This window comes from Streptomyces sp. NPDC090021 (assembly GCF_044748225.1).
Lineage (GTDB): Bacteria > Actinomycetota > Actinomycetes > Streptomycetales > Streptomycetaceae > Streptomyces.
This window is the reverse complement of sequence record NZ_JBIVFO010000009.1, coordinates 140290-156627: the sequence shown is the minus strand read 5'-3', so window position 1 is coordinate 156627 and position 16338 is coordinate 140290. Positions and strand designations below refer to the sequence as shown.

14 protein-coding genes are annotated in these 16338 nt (G+C 72.9%); 10 read left to right on the top strand and 4 right to left on the bottom strand.

The window, feature by feature from the left end; all coding sequences use genetic code 11:
- The first annotated feature begins 39 nt into the window (after positions 1-39).
- Positions 40-1029 carry an ROK family protein gene (locus tag ACIPXC_RS09440; protein WP_401615289.1) on the top strand — a complete coding sequence of 330 codons (990 nt, stop codon included), beginning with the start codon at positions 40-42 and terminating at the stop codon, positions 1027-1029.
- A 3-nt stretch (positions 1030-1032) separates the two neighbouring features.
- On the opposite strand, the gene ACIPXC_RS09435 is transcribed toward ACIPXC_RS09440, so the two are convergent.
- A complete protein-coding gene (locus tag ACIPXC_RS09435) occupies positions 1033-2028 on the bottom strand; it encodes a TAXI family TRAP transporter solute-binding subunit (protein ID WP_401615211.1) in 996 nt (331 codons plus the stop codon).
- Positions 2029-2203: 175 nt separating this feature from the next.
- Here ACIPXC_RS09435 and miaB point away from each other — a divergent pair, with 175 nt between their 5' ends.
- Together miaB and ACIPXC_RS09425 are read left to right on the top strand one after the other, a co-directional pair.
- Positions 2204-3727 (top strand): tRNA (N6-isopentenyl adenosine(37)-C2)-methylthiotransferase MiaB, encoded by a 1524-nt coding sequence (gene miaB, locus ACIPXC_RS09430; protein WP_401615209.1) that lies wholly within the window; start codon positions 2204-2206, stop codon positions 3725-3727.
- Between the two features lie 43 nt (positions 3728-3770).
- Positions 3771-4493 carry a class III extradiol dioxygenase subunit B-like domain-containing protein gene (locus tag ACIPXC_RS09425; protein ID WP_401615207.1) on the top strand — a complete coding sequence of 241 codons (723 nt, stop codon included), beginning with the start codon at positions 3771-3773 and terminating at the stop codon, positions 4491-4493.
- A gap of 98 nt (positions 4494-4591) precedes the next feature.
- Here the strand turns inward: ACIPXC_RS09425 and ACIPXC_RS09420 are convergent, their stop codons facing one another.
- Together ACIPXC_RS09420 and ACIPXC_RS09415 are read right to left on the bottom strand one after the other, a co-directional pair.
- The gene (locus ACIPXC_RS09420) at positions 4592-4837 is read right to left on the bottom strand and encodes an antitoxin (protein WP_351000840.1); all 246 of its coding nucleotides are present in this window, start codon (positions 4835-4837) and stop codon (positions 4592-4594) included.
- A 23-nt stretch (positions 4838-4860) separates the two neighbouring features.
- Positions 4861-5028 carry a gliding motility protein gene (locus ACIPXC_RS09415; protein WP_401615205.1) on the bottom strand — a complete coding sequence of 56 codons (168 nt, stop codon included), beginning with the start codon at positions 5026-5028 and terminating at the stop codon, positions 4861-4863.
- A 227-nt stretch (positions 5029-5255) separates the two neighbouring features.
- On the opposite strand from ACIPXC_RS09415, the gene miaA reads away from it, so the two are divergent.
- The 6 genes from miaA (at position 5256) to hflX (ending at position 13350) form a co-directional block, all read left to right on the top strand.
- On the top strand, positions 5256-6194 hold the full coding sequence (gene miaA, locus ACIPXC_RS09410; protein WP_401615203.1) for a tRNA (adenosine(37)-N6)-dimethylallyltransferase MiaA: 939 nt from the start codon (positions 5256-5258) through the stop codon (positions 6192-6194).
- A gap of 132 nt (positions 6195-6326) precedes the next feature.
- Positions 6327-6839, top strand: coding sequence for a hypothetical protein (locus ACIPXC_RS09405; protein ID WP_401615287.1), 513 nt, complete (start codon positions 6327-6329; stop codon positions 6837-6839).
- A gap of 126 nt (positions 6840-6965) precedes the next feature.
- Positions 6966-7841 carry a diaminopimelate epimerase gene (gene dapF, locus ACIPXC_RS09400; RefSeq protein WP_401615201.1) on the top strand — a complete coding sequence of 292 codons (876 nt, stop codon included), beginning with the start codon at positions 6966-6968 and terminating at the stop codon, positions 7839-7841.
- A gap of 140 nt (positions 7842-7981) precedes the next feature.
- Positions 7982-10081 carry a RelA/SpoT family protein gene (locus ACIPXC_RS09395; RefSeq protein WP_401615199.1) on the top strand — a complete coding sequence of 700 codons (2100 nt, stop codon included), beginning with the start codon at positions 7982-7984 and terminating at the stop codon, positions 10079-10081.
- Between the two features lie 85 nt (positions 10082-10166).
- A complete protein-coding gene (locus ACIPXC_RS09390; protein ID WP_401615285.1) occupies positions 10167-11711 on the top strand; it encodes a M1 family metallopeptidase in 1545 nt (514 codons plus the stop codon).
- 133 nt (positions 11712-11844) lie between these two features.
- Positions 11845-13350: a GTPase HflX gene (hflX, locus tag ACIPXC_RS09385; RefSeq protein WP_401615197.1), complete on the top strand. Its 1506-nt coding sequence runs from the start codon at positions 11845-11847 to the stop codon at positions 13348-13350.
- A gap of 193 nt (positions 13351-13543) precedes the next feature.
- Here the strand turns inward: hflX and ACIPXC_RS09380 are convergent, their stop codons facing one another.
- Positions 13544-14713 carry a trypsin-like serine peptidase gene (locus ACIPXC_RS09380; RefSeq protein WP_401615195.1) on the bottom strand — a complete coding sequence of 390 codons (1170 nt, stop codon included), beginning with the start codon at positions 14711-14713 and terminating at the stop codon, positions 13544-13546.
- A gap of 237 nt (positions 14714-14950) precedes the next feature.
- Here ACIPXC_RS09380 and ACIPXC_RS09375 point away from each other — a divergent pair, with 237 nt between their 5' ends.
- Positions 14951-16333, top strand: coding sequence for a diaminobutyrate--2-oxoglutarate transaminase family protein (locus tag ACIPXC_RS09375; protein WP_401615193.1), 1383 nt, complete (start codon positions 14951-14953; stop codon positions 16331-16333).
- The last annotated feature ends 5 nt before the right edge of the window (positions 16334-16338 follow it).

Sequence of the window (16338 nt, the reverse complement as noted above, 5' to 3'; positions counted from 1 at the left end):
CCCACACCGCCCGCCGCTGGGGCGGCCGCCGGCCCGACGGTGGCGATCGACATCGGCGGCACGAAGATCGCCGGGGCGCTGGTGCACCCCGACGGGACGATGACGGCCACCACCCGCCGTGCCACCCCGCGCGGAGTGGACGCCGAAGGCGTCATGGCGGCGGTCGCCGAGGTCGTCGAGGACCTGTCCGCGTCGCCGCAGTGGGCGTGCGCGGTCCGCTGCGGTATCGGCAGCGCCGGCCCGGTGGACACCTCCCGGGGCACGGTGAGTCCGGTCAACATCGCCGCGTGGCGGGAGTTCCCGATCCAGGAGCGGGTCGCGGCCGAGCTCGCGGCGCGCGGCGCCGACCTGCCGACCGTACTGGCGGGCGACGGGGTGGCGATGACCGCGGCCGAACACTGGCTGGGCGCAGCCCGCGGGTACGCGAACGCCCTGTGCATGGTGGTCTCCACGGGCGTCGGCGGTGGCCTGATCCTCAACAACCGGCTCCACCCCGGCCCCACCGGAAACGCGGGCCACATCGGCCACATCAGCGTGGCCTTCGACGGCGAGGCGTGCGCCTGCGGCGGCCGCGGCTGCGTCGAGTCGATCGCCTCCGGCACGGCGATCGCCCGCTGGGCCCTCGACCGGGGCTGGACCCCGTCGGCGGGCTCCGGCACAGGTGGCGCGGGCGTACCGCGCGACGCCACGGCGGCGGGCGTGGCGGCGTCGGCCGCGCAGGGCGATCCGATCGCCCTGGCCGCCTTCGACCGCGCCGGCCGCGCCCTGGCCGCTGCCATCGCGGCCGCCGCGACCCTGGTGGAAACGGACATCGCGGTCATCGGAGGGGGTGTGGCAGCCGCCGGCGACACCCTCTTCGGCCCGATTCGCACCCACCTCGCGCAGTACGCCACGCTCTCCTTCGTCCAGGGGCTCCGGGTGGTGCCGGCGACCCTGGGCACCCATGCGGGCCTGATCGGCGCGGCAGCGGCGGCGACGATGCTGTCGGCCCCGCCCGCGCCCGCGCCCGCGTCCTCGCCCGAGGCGTGAGCGTCAGGGCTTGACGGACCGGTAGTACCGGCCGGCGCCGTCGTGGAGCTCCAGCGGGTCGGTGTAGATCGCCGTCCGCAGGTCCACCAGCTGTGCCGCGTGCACCTCGCGCCCGACCCGGTCGCGGCTCCCGATCACCGTCCGGGTCAGCCGCTCGGTCAGCTCGGGGTCGGTCTTGGCCGTGGTCACCAGCAGGTTCGGCACGGCCAGGGTGGTCACCGAGCTGGTGTTGCGGGCCCGCGCGTACGCGTCCTGCGGCATGACGGCCGTCCGGTAGTAGCGGGCCGGGCCGCCGTTGCTCTGGAGCGGCTCCACCAGGTCGCCGAGCTGCACGAGCCGGATGTCGAAGCGCTCGGACAGTTCGCGTACCGCGTTGGTCGGCAGGCCGCCGGACCAGAAGAAGGCGTCGATGCGGTCCGCCTCCAGCTCTGCGGGCATGGTGTCGAGTCCGATGGACACCGGCGTGACGTCCAGGACCGGGTCGATGCCCGCCGCGGCGAGCAGCCACTCCGCTATGAGCCGCACTCCGGAACCGGGCTGACCGATCGCCACCCGCTTGCCCCGCAGGTCCCGCGCCGACTGCACCGGGGACCCGGCCGGCACCACCAGCTGCACGTAGTCGTCGTAGAGCCGCGCGCATCCGCGCAGGAGGTCCGCTCCGGGCTTGCCGTCGTACTGGTACTTCGCGACGGCGTCCGCCGTCGCCATGGTGAAGTCCGCCTCGCCGGTGGCCAGCCGCTTCAGGTTCTCCTGCGAGCCCTCGCTGGTCACCAGCGTGACGTCCACCCCGGGCATGTCCTGCCCGAGCGCCTGCTGCAGGAGCGTTCCGTAGCGGTGGTAGACACCGGTCCGCGCGCCCGTGCTGAAGGTCAGCTCGCCCTCCGGCTCCGAGGGCCCGAAGGGCTTCAGCCACCACGTGAGGACGCCGAGCACGGCGAGTACGGCCACCAGGACCCGCAGGGCTTGGCGCCTGCTGATCCGGGGCGGTACGGGAGGCATGGCCGAGATCCTGCCACCCGGCCGCCGTCCTGTCACGGCGCGGGCCGTCGGCGGACCCCGCCCGGGACCTCCGCGCACGCCCTTGACCTGCGGCGCCTCCGGTTCCGCCGCCTGCGGCCCGGGGACCGGGCGGGAGGCGGCCGGAGGGCCACCGTCCACCGCCTACCCTTGTTGCATGACCAGCAGCGACCGGAGCCAGGCAGTGGACGAGAAGCGAAGCTACGAGGTGCGCACCTACGGGTGCCAGATGAACGTGCACGACTCGGAGCGGCTCTCCGGTCTGCTGGAGGACGCCGGATACGTCCGGGCGCCCGAGGGCTCCGACGGCGACGCCGACGTGGTGGTCTTCAACACCTGCGCGGTCCGTGAGAACGCCGACAACAAGCTGTACGGCAACCTCGGCCGGCTCGCCCCGATGAAGACGAAGCGCCCCGGCATGCAGATCGCCGTCGGCGGCTGCCTCGCCCAGAAGGACCGCGACACGATCGTCAAGAAGGCCCCCTGGGTCGACGTCGTCTTCGGTACGCACAACATCGGCAAGCTCCCGGTGCTGCTGGAGCGCGCCCGCATCCAGGAGGAGGCGCAGGTCGAGATCGCCGAGTCGCTGGAGGCGTTCCCCTCCACGCTCCCGACCCGCCGCGAGTCCGCGTACGCCGCCTGGGTCTCGATCTCCGTCGGCTGCAACAACACCTGCACCTTCTGCATCGTCCCGGCGCTGCGCGGCAAGGAGGAGGACCGCCGGCCCGGCGACATCCTCGCCGAGGTGGAGGCCCTGGTCGCCGAGGGCGTCTCGGAGATCACCCTGCTCGGCCAGAACGTGAACGCCTACGGCTCCGACCTGGGCGACCGCGAGGCCTTCAGCAAGCTGCTGCGCGCCTGCGGCCAGATCGAGGGCCTGGAGCGGGTCCGTTTCACCTCCCCGCACCCGCGCGACTTCACGGACGACGTGATCGCCGCGATGGCCGAGACGCCGAACGTGATGCCGCAGCTGCACATGCCGCTGCAGTCCGGCTCGGACCCGATCCTGAAGGCGATGCGCCGCTCGTACCGCCAGGAGCGCTTCCTCGGCATCATCGAGAAGGTCCGTGCCGCCATCCCGCACGCCGCGATCTCCACCGACATCATCGTCGGTTTCCCCGGTGAGACGGAGGAGGACTTCCAGCAGACGATGCACGTGGTGCGCGAGGCCCGCTTCGCGAACGCGTTCACCTTCCAGTACTCCAAGCGGCCCGGCACCCCCGCCGCCGACATGGACGGGCAGATCCCCAAGGAGGTCGTGCAGGACCGCTACATGCGCCTGGTCGCCCTCCAGGAGGAGATCTCCTGGGAGGAGAACAAGAAGCAGGTCGGCCGCACGCTGGAGGTCATGGTCGCGGAGGGCGAGGGCCGCAAGGACGGCGCCACGCACCGCCTGTCCGGCCGCGCCCCCGACAACCGCCTGGTGCACTTCACCAAGCCGGAGGCGGAGGTCCGCCCCGGTGACGTGGTCACCGTGGACATCACCTACGCCGCCCCGCACCACCTGCTGGCCGAGGGGCCGACGCAGACCGTGCGCCGCACCCGCGCCGGCGACGCCTGGGAGAAGCGCAACGCCGCCCCGGCCCAGCCGGCGGGCGTCATGCTCGGCATCCCGACGCTGGGCGTACCCGCGCCGCTCCCGGCCGCCGCCTCCGGCTGTTCGGTGCCGGCCTCCTCCTGAGGTCCTGGAGCCGTGGGGCGGCCGCCCGGCTAGGCTGCGGATCATGCTCGTAGCCGCTGCCGTCTGTCCCGCCCCACCGCTGCTCGTGCCGGAGGTCGCCGCGGGCGCCGCCGCCGAACTCGGCGACGCCCGCACCGCCTGCTCCGACGCGCTCGCGGTGCTCGCCGCCTCCCGCCCCGACCTGCTCGTCGTGGTCGGGGCCGCCGCCGAGGGCGGTGGATACGACCAGGGCACCCCCGGCAGCTTCGCCGGGTTCGGCGTGGACCTGACCGTCACCCTGGGCCCGGACCTCGGCGAGCCGCCGAGCGGCCAGGCCACGGGGACCGCCCTCCCGGCCTCCCTCGCCGTGGGGGGCTGGCTGCTCGGTCAGGCCCGCTGGTCGGCCGCTCCGGTGGCCGGAGTGGCCGTCGCCGAGGACCTCCCCCCGAGCGGCTGCGGCCTCCTCGGCGCGGACCTGGGCCGCTCCGCCGACCGCGTGGCCATGCTGGTCCTCGGGGACGGCAGCGCATGCCGCACCCTCAAGGCCCCCGGCTACCTGGACGAGCGCGCCGCGGGCTTCGACGCGGCCGCCGCCCGCGCACTGGGCGCCGCCGACGTGGCCGCGCTCGCCGGCATCGACGCCGCCCTCGCGGCCGAGCTCCAGGCCGCCGGCCGGGCCCCCTGGCAGGTGCTGGCCGGCGCCGCCGGGGGCGCGGACCTCACCGGGCGCCTGCTGTACGAGGACGCCCCGTACGGCGTGGGGTACTTCGTCGCCGCCTGGTCCTAGAGCGCCCGGGGCGCCCGCAGGGCCGGCCCACGGGTCCGGGATCGCCGAAGGGGCGCGGAACCGGCCGATGCCGGTTCCGCGCCCCTTCCGTGAGCGCGTCAGGAGGCCGCCGGCGGCGTCGGCCCGCCGGGAGCGTCCTTGTGCGCGATCTTGCCCAGGGCGTCCTTCGCCTTGCCCGTCCCGCTCGTGATCTGGCCGCTGTACTTGCCCTTGGTCTTGGAGTCCACGGCCTTGGCGACCTTGTCCAGACCCTCGCTGATCCTGCCCTCGTGCTGGTGCGCGAGGTCGCCGACCTTGTCCTTGGCCGGAGCGAGCTTGGCCTTCAGATTGTCCAGCAGGCCCATGGGTCACCTTCCGTTGGCGTTCGCTACGTACGGGCGCTCTCGCCGGCCTCACTGTCCGCGGCCACCTCGGCCGACTGCTGCTTCGGAATCTCCACGGCTTCCACCGGTTCGCTCTCCGCGACAGCAGCTGCGGCCTCGCCGGCCGCACCGGACTCCGCCGCCGGAGCCGCGGCCGCGACCTCCTCGGTCACGGCCTCGCCCTTGCGACGAAAAAACCGATCAAAAACGCCCATGTCTACTCCCGTAACGTTACGCGTGTGAGTGAAGTTCCGCGGTGGCCGAACCGGTCCGCGCCGGGCGTGCGCACGGCGTGCGCCCGGCCGGAACCTCGCCAGGGCAACGATCCCCCTCCGGGCCCGTCACGTAGCTCGATCGGGTACATGGACGTGTCTTGACCGGGGGCTGAGAGACTGGGTCGGTGAGGAAAGCAGCCCCCGCCCCGCGGGTCATCGCCGTCGTCGGTCCCACCGCGGCAGGAAAGTCAGACCTGGGCGTAGCCCTGGCACGCCGGTTCGACGGCGAAGTCGTCAACGCCGACTCCATGCAGCTGTACCGGGGGATGGACATCGGCACCGCCAAGCTGACGACCGAGGAGCGCGGCGGTGTCCCGCACCACCTCCTCGACATCTGGGACGTCACCGACACCGCCAATGTCGCCGAGTACCAGCGGCTGGCCCGCCTGGAGATCGACAGACTGCTCGCCGAGGGCCGCACCCCCGTCCTCGTCGGCGGATCCGGCCTGTACGTCCGGGGCGCCCTGGACGTCATGGAGTTCCCCGGCACCGACCCCGAGGTCCGCGCCCGGCTGGAGGAAGAGGTCATCCTGCGCGGCCCCGGCGCCCTGCACGCCCGCCTCGCCGCCGCCGACCCGGAGGCCGCCCGCGCCATCCTGCCCAGCAACGGCCGCCGCATCGTCCGCGCGCTGGAGGTCATCGAGATCACCGGCAAGCCGTTCACCGCGAACCTGCCCGTCCACGAGTCCGTCTACGACACCGTCCAGATCGGCGTCGACGTGGCCCGGCCCGAGCTCGACGAGCGGATCGCGCTCCGCGTCGACCGGATGTGGGAGGACGGGCTGGTGGACGAGGTCCGCGCGCTGGAGGCCCGCGGGCTCCGGGACGGCATCACCGCCTCCCGGGCGCTGGGCTACCAGCAGGTGCTCGCCGCGCTCGCCGGCGAGTGCACCGAGGACGAGGCCCGGGCGGAGACGGTCCGGGCGACCAAGCGGTTCGCCCGCCGTCAGGACTCCTGGTTCCGCCGTGATCCGCGCGTCCACTGGCTCAGCGGAGCCGCCGCGGACCGGGCGGAACTCCCCGGGCTCGCCGAGTCGTTGGTCGAACGAGCGGTTACAGCCTGATCACGTGATGGCATCGGGAAGCCCCGGGCGCCCGTAGCGGGGTCGGGGGCGTGCCATCATCAAACTCCAGCAGGTGCGATCACCTGCGGTGCATGGCGGCGTACTGAGTCCGAGTGGGGAGGGCGCGTGGCGATGGAGGCCGGCCCTCGCGACACCGGGCGGGACGACACCCGAAGGGAAGCGGACCCGATGCTTCTCGACGGGACGGACGGGACCGCGGGCCTCGGGCTGCCCGCCGACCCCGCGCGGCTGACCCCCGACGGCCCGGATGCCCCGGACACCGCCGAGGCAGAGGCGGCCGCCGGACCCGCGTTCGAGGTCGAACTGCGACCGCAGCGCCGCCTGCGCGTGTGGCAGATCGCCCCCATCGTGATGCTCGCCGCCGCCGGTTCGCTGATGTTCGCCTTCCCCCTCGCCTTCGAGTTCGGCGACGGCGGAGCCGTGGTCGCCATGCTCGGGTTCCTGATCAGCTGCTGCGCCGGAGGCTGGGGGATGATGGCGGCCCGGCGGGTCGGCTACACCTGGCCCGGCCTCCCGGCCCGCGGGAGCGGTCGCCGGGCCGACTGGCGCATGGCCGCGCTGTACGCCGTGGTCGCGATCGTCGTCGTCGGCCTCGCCGTGTACCGGGTCGCCCGGCTCCGCTGACCTGCGCCCGCCGATCTCCGCCCGCCGCCCGCCGACGGCTTCCGGGCCCGGCGACCGATCACGGGTCCCGATGACCGCCGACGGGCCGCACGGCGGCTCTGAGCAGGTGCTCGGTACGATGGGCGGGTGACGCAGACCACCCTCACCTTCCTCAAGGGCCACGGCACCGAGAACGACTTCGTGATCGTCCCGGACCCGGACAACGCCATCGAGCTGCCCGCGTCCACCGTCGCGAAGCTCTGCGACCGGCGCGCCGGCATCGGCGGCGACGGCGTCCTCCACGTCGTCCGGTCCGCCGCGCACCCCGAGGCGGCGCACCTGGCCGACGAGGCGGAGTGGTTCATGGACTACCGCAACAGCGACGGCTCCGTCGCCGAGATGTGCGGCAACGGCGTGCGCGTCTTCGCCCGCTACCTCCAGTACGCCGGGTACGTCGAACCGGGTGACCTCGCCGTCGCCACGCGGGGCGGAGTCAAGCACGTGCACCTCGACAAGGCCGGCGACGTCACCGTCTCCATGGGCCGCGCCGTGTTCCCCGAGGGCGAGGTCACCGTCAGCGTCGGAGCGCGCAGCTGGCCCGCCGTCAACGTGAACATGGGGAACCCGCACGCGGTCGCGTTCGTCGACAGCCTCGACGACGCCGGGAGCCTGTTCACCGCTCCGCCGTTCAGCCCGGCGTCCGCCTACCCGACGGGTGTGAACGTCGAATTCGTCGTCGACCGCGGGCCCCGGCACGTCGCCATGCGCGTCCACGAGCGCGGCTCCGGCGAGACCCGCTCCTGCGGCACCGGCGCCTGCGCCGTCGCCGTGGCCGCCATCCGCCGCGACGGTGCGAACCCCGCCACCACCGGCGAACCGGCCACGTACACCGTCGACCTCCCCGGCGGAACGCTCGTCATCACCGAACACCCCGACGGCCGGATCGACATGACCGGGCCGGCCGTGATCGTGGCCGCGGGCACGTTCGACGAGGCCTGGCTCACCGAAACGGCTTTCTCCTGAAGCTTCCCTCTAATGGGTGATCCGTTTCACGCTGCGCGAGAGGTGGACTGCGCCACGTGGTGGGGTCGGTAACATCAGGCACCGGCCCTGAGGGCGCACCCCATGCCCACCACCGCCGGTCGAAGCCGCCGGAGGTGTCCATGAGTGCAGAGGCCACGAACCCCGAAGCACACCCCGAAGCGCGCCCTGAGCTCCGCAGACGGGGCCGGAGCAGGCTCGATCTGCGTCGGCTCGGGCGCGCGGCCCTGCTCGGGCCGACGTCCCGGGACCGGCTCCCGGACGCGATCGGCCATGTCGCCGAGGCTCATCGCGCCCACCACCCGGACGCCGATATGTCCGTTCTGCGGCGTGCCTATCTCCTCGCGGAGAGCTCCCATCGCGGCCAGATGCGAAAAAGTGGTGAGCCGTACATCACACATCCGCTCGCCGTTACCCTGATCCTCGCCGAACTGGGCGCAGAGACAACCACCTTGACGGCCTCTCTGCTGCACGACACGGTCGAGGACACCGACGTGACCCTCGATCAGGTCCGCGCCGAGTTCGGCGACGAGGTCCGCTTCATCGTCGACGGCGTCACGAAGGTCGAGAAGATCGACTACGGTGCCGCCGCCGAGCCGGAGACCTTCCGCAAGATGCTCGTCGCCACCGGCAACGACGTCCGCGTGATGTCGATCAAACTCGCCGACCGGCTGCACAACATGCGCACCCTGGGCGTGATGCGCCCCGAGAAACAGGCGCGCATCGCCAAGGTCACGCGCGACGTCCTGATCCCGCTGGCCGAACGGCTCGGTGTGCAGGCCCTCAAGACCGAACTGGAAGACCTCGTCTTCGCGATCCTGCACCCCGAGGAGTACGAGAACACCCGCGCCCTCATCGCCGCCCACGCGGGCGAGAGCGACCCGCTGCCCGGCATCGCCGACTCCGTGCGGACCGTCCTGCGCGAGGCCGGCATCGCCGCCGAAGTACAGGTCAGGCCACGACACTTCGTATCCGTGCACCGGATCTCCCGCACCCGCGGCGAGCTGCGCGGCTCCGACTTCGGACGCATCCTCATCCTCGTCGGCGAGAACGCCGACTGCTACGCCGTCCTGGGCGAGCTGCACACCTGCTTCACCCCGGTGGTCTCCGAGTTCAAGGACTTCATCGCCACCCCCAAGTTCAACCTCTACCAGTCGCTCCACACCGCCGTGGCCACGCCCGAGGGCTACGTGGCCGAGGTCATCGTGCGGACCCGGCAGATGCACCGCGTCGCCGAGGCCGGCGTGGTCGCGCTCGGCAACCCGTACGCCACCGCGCCCCCGGATGCCACCGCGACCCCGGACGCCGCCGCCGACCCGGACGAGGAGCGGGCCGACCCGACCCGGCCCGGCTGGCTCTCACGGCTGCTCGACTGGCAGCAGTCCGCGCCCGACCCCGACACCTTCTGGACCGTGCTCCGTGCCGAGCTGGCGCAGGACCGGGAGATCACCGTGTTCCGGGCCGACGGGGGCACGCTGGGCCTGCCGGCCGGAGCCAGCTGTATCGACGCCGCCTACGCGCAGCACGGCGCGGCGGCCCACGGCTGTGTCGGCGCCCGCGTCAACGGGCGCCTCACCTCCCTGTCCTCCTCGCTGTCCGACGGGGACACCGTCCAGCTGCTGCTCGCGCAGGACACCTCCTCCGGACCCGCCGCCGAATGGCTGGACCACGCCAGGACGCCCGCCGCCCGTATCGCCATCAGCAGCTGGCTCGACGCCCATCCCGACCGCGCCATGGCCACCACCACGGCCGCGCGGGCGCCCCTGTCGGTCGTCGGAGCCCGGGGCGGCGGGGCCAACGCCGTCGCCGACCTGCCCGACGCCACCGTACGGCTGGCCGGGTGCTGCACCCCGGTCCCGCCGGACGCCGTGGCCGGCTTCCTGGTCCGCGGCGGAGCCGTCACCGTGCACCGCGTCCAGTGCGCGGCCGTGGCGCAGATGCGCGCCGTGGGCCGGACCTCCGTCGCCGTGCACTGGCGGGCCACGGCGGACTGCCGGGTCACGCTGCTCGCTGAATCGTTCGGCCGCCCCCATCTGCTCGCCGACCTGACCGAGGCCATCGCCCGCGAGGGCGTCGAGGTGGTCTCCGCGACCGTCGAACCACCGGTCGAGGGACGGGTCCGGCACACCTACACCCTCCAGCTGCCCGACGCGGCCGGACTTCCCGCGCTGATGCGCGCCATGCGGGACGTGCCGGGCGTGTACGACGTCAGCCGGGCGTAGGGGGCGGCCCCCGGAAGGTCCCGTTCGGGTGGACCCGTCGCGCGCCGTGCACGGCCCCGCGGCGGGCACTGGTAAGCGGTGGTGGATGCAGCCCTCCTCGCCCCGCCTGCGCGCCGCCCTGCTCGCCGCGGCCTCCCTCACCCTCGTCGCCGCGGTACTGCCCCCGCCGAAGCCCCTGGGCATCGGCGACCGGCTCTTCCCCGAGCTCGGGAACCCCGGCTACGACGTGCTCTCGTATGACCTGTCCTTCACGTACAAGGACAACCGGACCCCGCTGGACGCCGTCACCGTCATCGACGCCCGGGCGCTGGAGCCGCTGGAGCGGATCAACCTGGACTTCACCCACGGAAAGGTGGCGTCCGCCGAGGTCAACGGAGAGCCCGCACGGTTCGAGAGCGTGGGGGAGGACCTCGTGCTGACCCCGCCGCGCGCGGTCGCCGAGGGCGGCGCGCTGCGCATCACCGTCCGGCACACCAGCGACCCGCGCGGCCGCGGGGACGGCGGCTGGGTGCCCACCGAGGACGGTCTGGCCATGGCCAACCAGGCGGACGCCGCCCACCGCGTGTTCCCCTGCAACGACCACCCCGCGGACAAGGCCCTCTTCACCTTCCGGATCAACGCCCCCGCCGGGCTCACGGCCGTCGCCAACGGGCTCCAGGCGGGACCGGCCCGGCGTACGGGCGCCTCGACGACGTGGACGTACCGCACCAGGCACCCGATGGCCACCGAGCTGGCCCAGGTCTCCGTGGGCCGCTCCGCCGTCGTGCACGGGACCGGCCCGCACGGGCTGCCGCTGCGCGACGTGGTGCCCGCGGCCGACCGGCAGCGGCTCGATCCCTGGCTGAAGAAGACCGCCGGCCACATCGCGTGGATGGAGGAGCGGGTCGGCCGCTACCCCTTCGAGAACTACGGGGTGCTGATCGCCCGGGCCACGACCGGCTTCGAACTGGAGACACAGACCCTCTCGCTCTTCGAGAGCAGCCTGTTCTCCGGCGACGGCTACCCCGAGTGGTACGTCGAGGCGGTCATGGTCCACGAGCTCGCCCACCAGTGGTTCGGCGACAGCGTGAGCCCGCGGACCTGGTCGGACCTGTGGCTCAACGAGGGACACGCCACCTGGTACGAGGCCCTGTACGCGGACGGGCTCGGCAAGTACTCCCTGGAGCGGCGCATGCGCGAGGCGTACCAACGCTCCGACCAGTGGCGGGCGGCGGGCGGCCCACCGGCCGCCCCGAAGGCGGCAGCGCCCGGCGAGAAGATCGGGCTGTTCCGGCCGGTGGTCTACGACGGCTCCGCGCTGATCCTCTACGCACTGCGACAGGAGATCGGCGTCGCCGCCTTCGACCGGATCGAACGGCGCTGGGTGGCGGAGTACCGGGACGGGATCGCGGGCACGGCGGACTTCGTACGCCTGGCCTCGCAGGAGGCGGGCCGCGACCTGGGGCCCTTCCTGGAGCCGTGGCTGTACGGGGCGAAGACCCCGCCGATGCCGGGACACCCGGAGTGGAGCGCCCCGGCGGCGGACAAGGCCGCGCCCCGCACGGCGGCTCCGGGCACGGCGGCTCCGGGCACGGCCGCTCCGGGCACGGCCGCTCCGGGCAGGGCCGAGCCCGCCGGGAAAAGGGTGTGACCGCCGAGGAACGGGCATGTCACCATCGACGGGTCCGTTCGGGGAATCCCCGGACAGTGTGACACGTTGGACGAGACAGCTACCGTGTCCCCGCCGGACGTGACACTGCTATTCGAATCGACGTAAGGATCCAATGACCTCCTCTTCTTCCCCTTCCCAGGACGCGCGGGACGCATCCGAGATGCGTGACCCGCAGAGCTTCACCGAGAGCCTTCGGGCCGATGCCCTGATGGAAGAGGACGTCGCCTGGAGCCACGAGATCGACGGAGACCGGGACGGCGACCAGTTCGACCGCTCCGAGCGCGCGGCCCTGCGCCGCGTGGCCGGCCTCTCCACCGAGCTCGAAGACGTCACCGAGGTCGAGTACCGACAGCTCCGCCTGGAGCGCGTCGTCCTCGTCGGTGTCTGGACCTCCGGCACGGTGCAGGACGCGGAGAACTCCCTCGCGGAACTCGCCGCCCTCGCCGAGACGGCGGGTGCTCTCGTACTGGACGGCGTCATCCAGCGCCGCGACAAGCCGGACCCGGCGACCTTCATCGGTTCCGGCAAGGCCCGCGAGCTGCGGGACATCGTCATGGAGAGCGGAGCCGACACCGTCGTCTGCGACGGTGAGCTCAGCCCCGGCCAGCTCATCGCCCTCGAAGACGTCGTCAAGGTCAAGGTGGTCGACCGGACCGCCCTGATCCTCGACATCTTCGCCCAGCACGCCAAGTCCCGTGAGGGCAAGGCGCAGGTCGCGCTCGCACAGATGCAGTACATGCTGCCGCGACTGCGCGGCTGGGGTCAGTCGCTGTCCCGGCAGATGGGTGGCGGCGGCGGTGGCGGCATGGCCACCCGAGGTCCCGGTGAGACCAAGATCGAGACCGACCGGCGACGGATTCGCGAGAAGATGGCGAAGATGCGCCGGGAGATCGCGGAGATGAAGACCGGCCGCGACATCAAGCGGCAGGAACGGCGCCGCAACAAGGTGCCCTCGGTCGCCATCGCCGGCTACACCAACGCGGGCAAGTCCTCGCTGCTCAACCGCCTCACGGGCGCGGGCGTCCTGGTGGAGAACGCCCTGTTCGCCACCCTCGACCCGACCGTGCGCCGGGCCGAGACGCCGAGCGGCCGGGTCTACACCCTGGCCGACACGGTCGGCTTTGTCCGACACCTGCCCCACCACCTCGTCGAGGCCTTCCGCTCCACGATGGAGGAGGTCGGCGACTCCGACCTGATCCTGCACATCGTCGACGGTTCGCACCCGGCGCCGGAGGAGCAGCTGGCGGCGGTGCGCGAGGTGATCCGCGAGGTCGGCGCGGTCGACGTGCCCGAGATCGTGGTGATCAACAAGGCGGACGCCGCGGACCCGCTCGTTCTGCAGCGGCTGCTGCGCATCGAGCGGCACTCCATCGCCGTCTCGGCGCGGACGGGCAGGGGCATCGAGGAACTCCTCGCGCTCATCGACTCCGAGCTGCCGCGACCCGAAGTCGAGGTGGAGGCCCTGGTGCCTTACACGCGCGGCTCGCTCGTCGCCAAGGCGCATGCCGAGGGCGAGGTGATCTCCGAGGAGCACACCCCGGAGGGCACCCTGCTCAAGGTGCGCGTCCACCAGGAACTGGCGGCGGACCTGGCGCCGTACGCGCTGGCGAAGCAGTAGCCGGGCCGCTGCCCGCCACCTGACGGTGTGGGCATGACGGCGTGATGTTCGAGGGCCCCCTGCGGCTGCAGGGGGCCCTCGGCCGTTCGCTCCCGCTCCTGCTCCTGCTCCCACTCCCGCACCTGCTCCCGTCCTCGTACCGCTCCGGGGCGGGGCGGGGCGGTACGAGGAAAGCGGCGGTACGGAGCGGGGACTACTTGAACTTGCGGCTGACGGCGTCGAAAATGCCCTTCGCCTCCGGGCCCAGCCGCGGTCCGGCCAGCCATCCGGCTTTGGCGGGGCCGATCGAGGTGTTCGACACCAGCGTCGGCTTGCCGTCGGCGCCCGTCGCGACCCAGCCGCCGCCGGAGGCGCCGCCGGTCATGGTGCAGCCGATGCGGTACATCACCGGCTCGTTCGCCCTCAGGGTCAGCCGGCCCGGCCTGTCCGTGCACTGGAAGGCCTTCTGGCCGTCGAACGGGGCCGCCGCCGGGTAGCCCGTCGCCGTCAGGCTCGCGACCTTCGGCACGGCGGGGGCGGTGAACTCCACCGGGAGAGCCGAACCGACCGTCTCCTCAAGGGACTTGCCGCTGCCCTTCTCGGGCGTCACGTGCAGCACGGCGAAGTCGTACGGAGCGCCCGCGCCGCCGGTCGGACCGCCGGTCGCGATCCACTGGTCGGAGGTCTGCGCCCAGTCGCTCCACCACACGCCGAACGGGGCCACCTGCTCGCGGGGCGCGCCCTTGAGCTGCGCCGACGGCTTCCCCGCGTTGTTGTAGGAGGGGACGAAGGCGATGTTGCGGTACCAGCCGCCCGCCTTGCCGGCGTGCACGCAGTGGCCCGCCGTCCAGACCATGTTCGACTTGCCGGGGTGCGCGGGGTCCTTGACCACGGTCGCCGAGCAGACCATCGAGCCCTCGGGGCCGTCGAAGAAGACCTTGCCGGACTCCGGCACGCTCCGGTGGTAGGGCGCGTTGGCGGGCCTGGCCGCGACCGGCACCGGGGTCGGGTCGGTGACGCCCTGGTCCTTGCCCGCGTCCGGGTCGACCGACGGACGCTGCGGCTGCTCGGCGTCGCGCATGCGGTCGGGGTTCCAGAGGTCCTCGATGATCGGGTTGATGTAGTCCCCCGCCTCGCGGAGCCAGTCCTCCTGCTGCCAGTTCTTCCACTCACCCCCCTTCCACTTCTCCAGGTCGATGCCGCGTTCCTTGAGCTTTTCCTTGAGCTGGTCGGGGATCTTTATCCCGTCCGCGTTCGGCAGGCTCGCCGCCACGGTCGGCTTGGCGTCGCTGCCGGCCTCCCCGTCGCCGGGGCCGCAGGCAGCGGCGGTCAGCACGAGGGCGGCCGCGCACAGCGTCGCGGTGACCGGTCGGTTCGGTCGCATGTCGTTCGTCCCCCTGGAGGTTCGAGGCTTGGGGTGGAGCCCCCCACTATGCCGCTGCCGCCTTGGACGACACAGCCCGGGGCAGCGGTTCCTTTTGCTCACATCTTGAGTACCAAGGATCTTGCGTCCACCCGTGATCCGTCGCCGTCACCGTCGTTGGTACGTACGGGGGATGGGGGAGCGTCGGTGTCCGAAGGGCAATCCGCAAGCGCAGTCAGTGTGGGAGGAGCGGCATTCGTGGCTTTCACCGAGCCGGCCGGGGCGGCGGCCGCGACACACAGCCCGCCGCGAGCGACGCCCCAAGTGCCCAAGCAGAGCGCCCGCGCAGCAGGTCACGACGGCATCCTGCGCCGACAGGCGCAGCGGGAGTCCGCCGCCCGGACCTATGCCCGGTCCCTGCCCATCGTCCCGGTCCGGGCCCGCGGACTGACCATCGAGGGGGCCGACGGCCGGCGTTACCTCGACTGTCTCTCCGGCGCCGGCACCCTCGCGCTCGGACACAACCATCCCGTGGTGCTGGAAGCCGTCCGCGGTGTCCTCGACTCGGGTGCGCCGCTGCACGTGCTGGACCTCGCGACACCGGTCAAGGACGCCTTCACCACGGAACTGTTCGCCAACCTGCCGCCGGAACTGGCCGCCGACGCGCGCATCCAGTTCTGCGGGCCCGCCGGCACGGACGCCGTGGAAGCCGCCCTGAAGCTGGTCCGCACCGCGACCGGGCGATCCGGACTGCTCGCCTTCACCGGGGCGTACCACGGCATGACCGCCGGCGCCCTGGAAGCCTCGGGAGGTGCTGCCGAGGCCCGGGTGACCCGGCTTCCCTACCCGCAGGACTTCCGCTGCCCGTTCGGCGTCGGGGGCAAGGAGGGAGCCGAACTCGCCGCGCGCTGGACGGAGAACCTGCTCGACGACCCCAAGGGCGGTATCCCCCTCCCCGCGGGCCTGATCGTCGAACCCGTCCAGGGCGAGGGCGGGGTCAACCCCGCCCCGGACGCCTGGCTGCGCGGCATGCGGGAGATCACCGCGTCGAGGGGCATCCCCCTCATCGCCGACGAGGTGCAGACGGGGGTCGGCCGGACCGGAGCCTTCTGGGGCGTCGACCACGCCGGGGTGGTGCCCGACGTGATGGTCCTGTCCAAGGCGATCGGAGGCAGCCTGCCCCTCGCGGTGATCGTGTACCGGTCGGGCCTGGACATGTGGTCCCCCGGCGCCCACGCCGGGACCTTCCGCGGCAACCAGCTCGCCATGGCAGCCGGCACCGCCACGCTCGCCTTCGTCCGTGAGAACCGGCTCGCGGAACGTGCCAGCGTCCTCGGTGACCGGATGCTGACGGCCCTGCGCGCTCTGGCCTCCGGCCACCCCTGCATCGGGGACGTCCGGGGCCGGGGCCTGATGATCGGCCTCGAACTCGTCGATCCCGACACCGGGGCCGCCGCACCGGCTCTCGCCGCGGCCGTCCGCCAGGAGTGCCTGGAGCGCGGCCTGATCGTCGAACTCGGCGGCCGCCACGGCGCCGTAGTACGCCTGCTCCCACCGCTGACCCTGACCGACGAGCAGGCCGGGGCGGTCCTCGACCGCCTGGCCGACGCCATCCCGGCCGCCGCCCGCCGGACCCGCTGACCTGC